At 48.8% G+C, this 9,535-nt stretch carries 8 protein-coding genes; 2 read left to right on the top strand and 6 right to left on the bottom strand.

What is annotated here, in order from left to right; genetic code table 11:
* Positions 1 to 136 precede the first annotated feature (136 nt).
* The 6 genes from KDK14_RS12110 to KDK14_RS12135 form a co-directional block, all read right to left on the bottom strand.
* Positions 137 to 1,597, bottom strand: a complete 1,461-nt coding sequence (locus KDK14_RS12110; RefSeq protein WP_257265384.1) for a DHA2 family efflux MFS transporter permease subunit — start codon at positions 1,595 to 1,597, stop codon at positions 137 to 139.
* Entirely contained in the window at positions 1,597 to 2,643 is a 1,047-nt protein-coding gene (locus tag KDK14_RS12115; protein WP_257265385.1) for an HlyD family secretion protein, read from the bottom strand. Before KDK14_RS12115 ends, KDK14_RS12110 begins: the two co-directional genes overlap by 1 nt.
* Positions 2,621 to 3,367, bottom strand: coding sequence for a TenA family transcriptional regulator (locus KDK14_RS12120; RefSeq protein ID WP_257265386.1), 747 nt, complete (start codon positions 3,365 to 3,367; stop codon positions 2,621 to 2,623). The genes KDK14_RS12115 and KDK14_RS12120 overlap by 23 nt, the downstream gene beginning before the upstream one ends.
* 25 nt (positions 3,368 to 3,392) lie before the next feature.
* Positions 3,393 to 4,307 carry a GNAT family N-acetyltransferase gene (locus KDK14_RS12125; protein ID WP_257265387.1) on the bottom strand — a complete coding sequence of 305 codons (915 nt, stop codon included), beginning with the start codon at positions 4,305 to 4,307 and terminating at the stop codon, positions 3,393 to 3,395.
* Between the two features lie 10 nt (positions 4,308 to 4,317).
* A complete protein-coding gene (locus KDK14_RS12130; protein ID WP_257265388.1) occupies positions 4,318 to 5,268 on the bottom strand; it encodes a BtaA family protein in 951 nt (316 codons plus the stop codon).
* A 253-nt stretch (positions 5,269 to 5,521) separates the two neighbouring features.
* Entirely contained in the window at positions 5,522 to 7,057 is a 1,536-nt protein-coding gene (locus tag KDK14_RS12135; protein WP_257265389.1) for a collagen-like protein, read from the bottom strand.
* Positions 7,058 to 7,365: 308 nt separating this feature from the next.
* Here KDK14_RS12135 and KDK14_RS12140 point away from each other — a divergent pair, with 308 nt between their 5' ends.
* Positions 7,366 to 8,331, top strand: a complete 966-nt coding sequence (locus tag KDK14_RS12140) for a hypothetical protein (protein WP_257265390.1) — start codon at positions 7,366 to 7,368, stop codon at positions 8,329 to 8,331.
* Positions 8,332 to 8,668: 337 nt separating this feature from the next.
* Positions 8,669 to 9,439, top strand: coding sequence for a hypothetical protein (locus tag KDK14_RS12145; protein WP_257265391.1), 771 nt, complete (start codon positions 8,669 to 8,671; stop codon positions 9,437 to 9,439).
* The last annotated feature ends 96 nt before the right edge of the window (positions 9,440 to 9,535 follow it).

Raw genomic sequence — 9,535 nt, forward strand, 5'->3', positions numbered from 1 at the left:
CTTTTCTTTTCCTTTGTGCTCTTAGTGTGCTTCGTGGTTCAAAGCTTTTGCTTCTGGAATAGCTGCTTAATGTCTATCGTAAGTGCGGCTTCAAAACCCACTGTTCTTCCGTGAGAACAGCCGTTTGCTTCTTGTCTTATAACACTGCCCGGGAAAAAAACCAGGACAGGACAACACAAACCATGGCGAACAAGATAAAGGCACAAATCAGCCAGAAGCCCTGGCTGTAGGCCATGATCAATGACTGTTTATCAGCCAGCTCAATGAGGGAAGATGTGGTTAATTGATCCGGGCAGGTATGAGCAACACTGGCTTCCGACATTCCGTGATAGAAGTGATCCTGTGACCGATCCAGCAGCGTTGAGAGCAAGGCGATGCCACTGGCCCCCCCAATGGCCAGAAAGATATCCACCAGAATTGACGCAGAAGCCGCCTCTGCCGCAGGCACGTGGCGAGTCACCATAAGTGACAGGGGAACAAAGATAAATGGCTGGCCGATGGCCCGGATGATTTGGTTAAGGTAAAAATGTTCTCCGGCAAAATCGATGGTTAACGGGGTGTTCATCAGGGTACCGGCCAGAAAAAGCAGGAAGCCAACCATTACACAAAGCTCGGCAGGCAGGATTTTGGTCAGCCCGGGCATGAATGGCAGAATGATCAATTGGGGAATACCCATCCAAAGCAGTATCTGAGCAATGTGCATGGGAGTGAAACCCTGAACTCTGGCGTGATATTGGGCGATCAGAAAGATGGAACCATACAGGGCCATACCGAGCCCGAAAATTGCCCAATAGCACCACGGTATGCCCGGTATGCGCAGCAGGCTCAGATTCACCAGGGGCTTTTGGGTGCGTGCTTCACACAGGCAAAAGCCAATCAGGCCGGTGATGGCGATAATAGCGGCAGCGGTTATCCATGGAGTATCAAACCAATCATGGCTGTTGCCCTCCTCCAGAAACACCTCCAGGGCTGCCAGGGCGGGCAGCAGTAGCAGGATACCCGCTTTATCAACAGGTGCATTTTCTGAACTTCGCTGGTGATGCACACTGATCCCATTTAATACCGCCATCACCAACACAATTGCGGGAACAAGGTTGATATAAAAAATCCATTGCCAGCCATGATGCTCGGTGAGCCAGCCGCCAAGCACGGGGCCAAGGGTCGGCGCACAGGTGGCGGCAATGGCAAACAGCGACATACCGATTGGCCGCTTCTCTTTTGGCAGTAAGGACATAATCCCGTTCAGAGCCAGTGGAATCATTGTGCCCCCAGCCAGACCCTGCAGTGCCCTGAAGGCAATCATGGAGGAAAAATCCCATGCCCGGGCGCAGGCCAGCGAAAAGCAGGCAAACAATGTGATCACCGTGACCGCGGTGTTGCGCAACCCGAGGCGCTGGACAACAACAGCCATCAATGGAATGGCAACAACCTCCGCAGTCAGGTAGGCGGTCATTAACCAGGAGGCTTTCTCAGGTGAAGCGTCGAGACTGGCCGCTATGTTATTCAGCGAGGTGTTGACTATTTGTACATCCAGTACCGCCATAAAGGCAGCAAAAGTGATACCGACAACACCAAGCCAGGTCTTTGCCGGCTGCATCAGTGGCCACCGGTAGCGATGATGACTTTGGCCGACATGCCCGCTTTGAGCTTGGCCAGAGCTTCTGACGGTGCCAGGTGTATCTTGACCGGGATGGTCTGGGTGATCCGGGTAAAATACCCGCTGGCCTGTCTGGCAGGGATCGGGCTGAATTCTGAGTTGGCCGCTGGCGCAATCTCATGCACCCGCCCGTTGAATGGGATATGGGGCAGAGCGTCGATCATTATCGTCACTGATTGGCCGGTTTTTATCTGTGTAACCTGGCTCTCTTTTATATTGGCGATCAGCCACAGTGGTTTTTCCGGTATGAGCAACAGCGCCGTGGTGCCCGGTGCTATAAACTGTCCGGGATGGGTATGACGTTGACCAATAACCCCGTCAGCGGGAGCCTTGATCGTACTGTCCAGCAGGTCTTGCTCAATCCTGGCCAACGTCGTCTGTGCCTGTTCCAGGTGAAATTGCATCGCGCTGGCTTCAGACTCCAGCGTAAGCTGCTGCTGTCTCGAGAGTTGCACAGTCAGCTCACTGGCTTCATATTTCAATTGCAGAAGGTCAAGTTCAGATTTAGCTGTCGTGTATTTCTCTTCGGCAATCCCGCCTTTATCCAACAGCGAGGCCAGCCGGTGAAGCTGTGCCCTGGCGTGGTCAACCTCCGAGGCAGCAGCTGTGCAGGCAACCACATTTTGTTTGATGGCCAGTGAGTGTGCCTCCTTCTGTGCCTGGTACGCTGCGAGCTTCGCTTTAAGCCGGTTGATTTCCGCCAGCTGCTGCTGTCGGTTCAATTCAAACCGGGTGGTATCAAGGGTAAAGAGGGGTTGATCAACAGAGACTTTCTCAAAATCCCGAACCAGGAATTCGACAATATGCCCGGACAGGGAACTGCTGACAGGAATGATGTCTCCCCTAATGTAAGCGTTGTCAGTATTCACCGATCGGGATAGCAAATAACCGGGGTAGGCAAAAGCGATGATTGAGGCAAGGGCTAACATCAACGATGCCGCAACGATCAGGACGGGACTGATTTTATTTTGGGTAAAGATCCGCATTGAGATACCATCCATCGGTTAAACTGTGAGGTCCGCTGACCTGTCGGGTCCATCGACGTGCCCGGGATCGATACAGCTGCTGGTACATGGTCATAAAAATATAAGCACCCAGTTCCAGCCCCTGTTCAATTAAATAGTCTGATCTATGATCCCCTTTCCCATAGAACGGACGGATAATCTGATAAAACTCATCGGCGTGCTCTTCGTCCAAATCCTTGTGGCAGTGGTAATGGGTGAGTTCAGCGGACGTGAGCCAGTTTCGACCAACAATCGCCTGGCCAAGATAAGACGAAATGTGACTGAAAAGGTCTTCAATGATGCCGATGGTTGCCACCGCGGTATAGATATCACCCGAAAGGCAGACATCAGACAATGTGCTGTTAAATGATCTCACCTCGGGCCAGAGAGCACGTTGTTCGATATAATCTGAAGAAACGCCCATAGCGGCAAGAAACGCCAGAAATGTACTTTCATGGGATCTGCCTGGTAGTCCATTGCCGTGTTCTTCCAGGACATTCTTGAGGGTATTTATCCGGGTCTCTGGTCTGGGCAGCCGTGAGGCAATGACGGACATGGGCCGGGAAAAATGGACCACGGCAAATAAAAATTGTATCTGGGTCTCAATGAAATCTTGCCGATCAAAAGTACCTTCCGTCAGGGTCTGGAAGTACTCTGCCTGTTGCAGTGGGTATCTTTGTTTTAGTTCGTTGATGTAATGTTCCATACTTTTCTCTTTGTTAAAGGTCAGTTTAAATTTGGCTGGTATCCAAATGGACAAAATCACTCTTATTAATTGGAGAAACCCCGAGTAAAGTGTTAGGACAACTATAAATAGAACAGGTTGCTCCGGGTTTAATATTGTTAGCGATAAGCCAGCGTTTCAGTTCGGTAAGCCGGGAATCCAGAGAAAAACACAGTGTTACGGACTCCGATATCAATGATTGCTCATGTGCAGCCTGCCTGAGGTAGCTGTCAAGAGGGTTTGACCAATAGCCCGGTGGTATTGGCAAATGGATCAGTTGCCACGGTTCTCCTGTGGATTGCAAATTGAAATCTTTGGTGCCTGAATTATTTTTGATGTTACTGTCGGTCTGAGAGAGGCAGGCAACACGATGTAACGAGGGTAATAACGGGGACCGATTGCCCAGCGAGAGTAGCTCTTTGCAGGAACAGAAATAAATGTCCAATGTGCTGGCTACCTTGACCAGTCTGCCGGGGTGGAAAGCGGAAAAACTTCGTGTGACATCATCATTATTTCTTTTCATGGCGGCAAAAAAAACAAAATCCCACCCCCTGCAGTTGGCGTCTGTCAGCCAGTTTTTCAGGGCAAACCAGATCATTCGGTGGATTATTTTCTTGCCACGGTATTGCTCTGCCAGCTTGAGGTCAGCCAGATACAGCGCCGTACAGGTTTGATTATTCACCGTTACCGGTTTCCATACGGCAGCGATAGAGCCAACAACAGACTCGCCCTGCATCGCCAAAATAAACAGGGCCTTCTTCCCCATGGCGCTGAAAAAACCATGATAGGGCGTACCATGGACAATGGTAAAATGATCGCCAGCCTCACTGAGAGGGTACCGCATTGATTGCTCAATATTTTGCAATTGTTTGGCGTAGGCTTGGGTAGCAACGCCATCTAACAGTTTGAAATGAATATCCATATAAAAGAGCCTATTTTTTTGTCGCTATTTCAATTCGGTTGTAGAACATGCTTTGGTCATGGCTTTGGTAATAACTGCCTGATTGATCATCAAATAAAAATTCTGATTCCAGTAATGCCCGCAGGGATTGTACGTTATTTAATTGCCTTAAAATCAGTGTGCTGCCCGGGCGCATCGTCTTCAGTGCGGTGATGTGTTGATCAATGGTTTCCTTGTCACACCAATCAAGAATGTTAGAGAGGCTGATGAGATCGTAGTGATCAATTTTCTCCAGGTCAGGCAGTGCAGAACAGAGATAATTGAACTCGTAATCTGTTTGCGAAGTAAGGAATGACGGGGCGTTGGATTTCAGGTAACAACCCAGAAAGATACTCTGCAAAAAGTAATTATCTGCACTGTTCTCTTTGCCCAGTGCTGTTGTAAAACACTGTCTGAAATACGCAATGTATGAGTCTCTTTCAGCATGTTGAACGGCATTGTCACCAAACATAGCCGTAAGGAATGTATTGTTAAAACAGATATCAAATATTGGCTGCCAAAACGGAGCGCTGGTCCATTTTGATAAAATTTCTTTCCTGACGATGTAATCAGAATTAAAAAACAGTTCCAGCTCACTTTCTGAACTGATAAATTCGATAAAGATTTGGCGAAAGATTCGAAAATAACCCTCGAATACGCCATTTTGATTGAGTCCTGAAGGATCGCTGTTTTCAATATTTAATAATCGGTAATCCTTGTTTTTAATGGCGGTTATTTTGTTTTTAACATGTTGTAACTGGGTAGGGTTGATATCAAAAAGATCAACCTGTAAATGAGGAAACGTATTTTTCAGGGCAAGTGCCGTGCAGCCACCTGAGGCGACCACCAAGGCGCTCGTTCCCCGGTTTTTTTCAATACTGTTGATCTCCGGGCTCGGATCTTCCCTGACAACAGCAAAATTTAACGGATGACGTTCGTCCATATCTTGTCTCCATTATTGGTGAGTCTTCAAAGATATAGACCATTAGCTGGTTATAAAGTTCCAAAAAAATTATCAGGACAAGATTTATTTGAGATGTTTTTTCTATTTAGGAGCTGTCCTGAAATAACTTCTACATTTCTACAGACGCTACCCGCCGCCCGCCTCCCGATAAGCTGGAACCACTTGTGCTTTTGCGGGCAGCGGGAAGCGGGTAGCGTCTACAGAGTAGAAATGTCGAAGTTATTTCAGGTCCTCAAATAATACCCTTCTCGAATTGTTCAATCCTCTGTCGGACTTTCATGCCCCCCGACATTTCCCTGGGCTCTTCTGCCGCAATATCAACAGAAGGCCTGGTGGTCGGCCTTGCAATATCCCGTTTAGCCTTGCCTGCAGCAGGCGCTCGACAGCTTGACCATTGATAGAGTTTGTAACCCCCATAAATCGCTCCGGCGAGAGCCACTACCCCTGCACCGCCAATGGCTCCAGACAACAGGCTGTCGGTACAATGCCTAAATCCGCAACTGGGCACTTTTCCCGGAAGTCCCGGAGGGCCAGCCGGGCCTGGCAGCCCCGAATCACCTCTTGGGCCTGGCAGCCCCATATCACCTTTTGCGCTTGGTAGCCCCATATTACCTTTCAAGCCTTGCTGCCCCGGCGCACCCCTTGGCCCTTGCGGACCCGCCTCACCTTCCGGGCAGGCTGGCCGCTCTTCTGTTCCTGAATTACAACTACCACTGTCGCCCTTTGGGCCACGCAATTTGTTTTTACCAGGAGTTCCTATCTCTCCAACGTCCCCTGGATCCCCGTCCTCACCTTTTTGACCTGTTTGACCAGGATCACCCTTGCGGCAACATGGTCCTGTCGGAGGAGCTATCGTGGACGCTGCATTGCCTGAAACTTCCGTGGGCAGCACTGCCCAGGCAACCATGGACGTCAACCAGCCGCTGATACCAGTAGTATTTGCCGGGTTGCCCTGACTGCTGCGGCACAAGCTGTGGCCGGACTCATCGGTACCGGGACAGTGCCAGTGAGCCATTAATTGCCCGGTGGTCATTTCAGGGCCAGACAGCTGATCAGCCCAGTAGTCTTCACAACGTGCCATAATGTCGATGAGCAAGGGGGTGTTAACATAGCAAGCCAGGAGCAAGGCAGACTGACTGCGGGTCAGGCCTGCCTGTGCCAGTGTCTTGAGAAATAGCTGGCCGCGGTCGCCCAGAAGGAATCTCAAGCCCTGGTCATGCTGGCCACATAGCTGACCACTGTCATCGGCTATCATGCCAAGTTTTGCCAAAGCCAGACTGGCAGATTGCAGGGCCTGTTCCGAATTCACTTGAAGCCTGCCTGCATCAACTGCTTGCTGATACTCCTCGAGCAGAAAGTTCAATACTTTACATGTTGTGGCGAAATCAACAGATGCCAGCTGGTCTAACAGACAGAGGGCCAGCCGGGATCGTTGAGACGCATCCAGTTGCTGCCATTCACTGGCTGAAGGAATACCGGCCGCCGGTGCTGCAAAGCCGTTATGCTCAGGCTGTACAACAGTTGTCGCTGATCGACCGGTTAATACCTTGTCATCGATCGCTGGTGGCAATGGAGATGTATGCTGAGCGGTGGAGCAGGAGAGTTTTTTGGGGGCAGCCCGATGTACGCTTAATTCCCGCCCCTGGTGAACCGGCACCTTGCTGCTGGCACAATATTCATTATTGCTGCATTCATTATTGCTGCGATATTCATTATTGCTGCGATTACCCGATGGAGAATAGCCTGAAGGAATCAAGTTTGTATTCATTTAAAAACCTGCCGCAATGGTTATCTATTTCTTTTTTGCATTGTCAGAACAGCTTAGATGCGTCTGCAAAAAATGAAAGTTGAAGACGCAATGTAAATACTTTTGCCGTGAAAACCCGCAACTCAGGAACGAAACCGGTCTGAAACAATTACCGCCGTGAACGGCTGATCTCATACTCTTCTACAAAATGTGCTATAGATACAATCAAGAAATACAGCATAAAAGGCAGGGTCAGTGAAGCTCACAAAAACACTCACAAAAACACTGCCAACAGATCCAGGTAATAACAAGCAATAAAGAGTAGCGAGATGAACATATCGTCAAGTCCGCTGGCTGCTTCTGCCCACTCACACGCAGAGGCTGCCAATCGCCATGAGATGCATGCCAGGCCCAGGTCGAGATCATGGCCCGGGTCGAGAGACGTCGGCCAAGTACCACTGGCCAGTGTCAATACTCAGGTCGGAACAGCAGAACAAGAAAGTGCCGTGCACCAGGAAATCCCATCGATACGCGGTCGTCGTTGTTTACTGCCCACGGGCGTACAGTTAAGAGAAAAACTTCGCAAACAGATCGCCAGTGAGCTCAAAAGAAGTAAAAACTGCGAAGTGTTTAGTACTTTACATGGGTATAGGGAGAAAAGCGTAAAGGTGCGTTTCACTGCACAGGTGGAATCGAAATTGCGGCAAGGGGGGCTTGCTCATGAATTAAACAATTCAATCGTGCGCACTCTCAGGGTAAAAAATACACCAGCTTCACACCCTTCTGATGAATTCTTTTTCTTTGTGGAAAGTGTAAAAGTAAATAACTTTCTTAAGGAACTCTTAAACAGCCCTATGCTCAGTAAAGACGTGTTTGAAATTTCAATGCCCTCCCATGGAACCCATTTCAGACAACGGCATTCCTGGGAAAGAGTGTATGCTATTACGCACACAGTGCCAGCACCATTAGTTGATAGCAGGTACTTATATATAATCCCGAGAACTCCACCAGAATATGGAGACTTATTACCCATAGCTTTTGTGGACAAGGAAAAGTATCTGAGCAAAAGAATGGCGGTTCATTTCTCAGATACCATCCGTGTTATATCGGCAATGGTAAATGATAAAGATGCTGACGATGGACAAAAGGTAGCAAAATTAACAGCCCTGCTAAGCCCGAACACCCTGAGTGGTGCGCCAGACAATACCTTGCCAAAAAACAGGCAGGCGGTTCTGACAGCCGGGACGTTTTTGAACCGTATCAGGGGAACGACTGATGGGGATGCCGGGGAGTAGCGCCCGTCCGTCTGGGCGACCCCGTCTCGGCGACCCCGTAGCGAGGTTTGTGAGCAATCAAGCATAAACAAATTCGGCTCCCTGGTTTTCAACAGCCAATACCAACAAGCGGCAATCTGAATTTATTCAAGCAATTTATTCAAGCGAGGAAACTGACAAGATGAACATATCCCCGATGCAGTCTGCTACTTTTTCCGATACACACACAGAGGGTTCAAACCATGCAGAGGCACACTCCAGTTTGAACCGCCGACATGGGGCAAGAGATATCCATCCAATACCAGCGGCTGATGTAAATGCCCGGATGCCCGGAGATAATCCAGAAGGCGCTGTGGGCATGGAAATCGCATCAACACCAGGTAGTCGCTTAATACCTTCAGGGGTACAACTATTGGATCAAATTCGGGTGCAGATCTGTAATGAATTAAAGGACAGTAAAAAATGCAATGTGTATTGTACCTTGGGCGGGCATGCTAAAAATGTAGATGTTAAAGCCCGTTTCACCAGACAGGTCAGAGACAAGCTATCCCAGGAAGGGCTTGCTGAAGAGGCAGCCAATGCGATCCAACGGACTATTAATTCAGAAGAGACGCCAGCTTTGAATACACCAAATGAGTACTTCTTCTTTGTGGGAAGTACCAAGATAAACGAATTTCTTGATAAATACTTTTCCGATTTTCAGCTTTTATACAAAATATTTGAGGTTTCTAGGCATTATGAAAATGAAATAGTTTACAGCAGTCACTATTCCTGGGAAGAAGAATATGCCATTACTTTTTCTGTGCCAGAACCATTAGTTGATGCCAGGTACTTTTATATAATTCCAAGACCTGAAAATTATTGCCCCATCGCAATGGTCGACACGGAAAAGTATGTAGCCAACGGCGTGGCGAAGTACTTCGGCGATACCCTGGGTGTGTTTTGGGAGACGTTAAATGATCACAGCAATGACGACAGGCAAAAGTTGAACAACTTGAAAGCTCTGCTCGGTCCGTACAAGAAAGAGGTGCCATTGACTGCCGGGGAGTTCTTGGGGAACATCAGTGCAGCGCCAGGGAGTGCGGATTACTGCGAACCTACCAACCTGAACGTGTATGAGTTAAGGTAGCATCTTACGATAGACATTAAGCATCTAACACGAAGCACACGAAGAGCACAAAGAAGAGCTTTTCTTTTCCTTTGTGCTCTTGTCGAGTCAACGGTA

The sequence above is a fragment of the Endozoicomonas sp. ONNA2 genome, from assembly GCF_024606365.1.
Taxonomy (GTDB): domain Bacteria; phylum Pseudomonadota; class Gammaproteobacteria; order Pseudomonadales; family Endozoicomonadaceae; genus Endozoicomonas.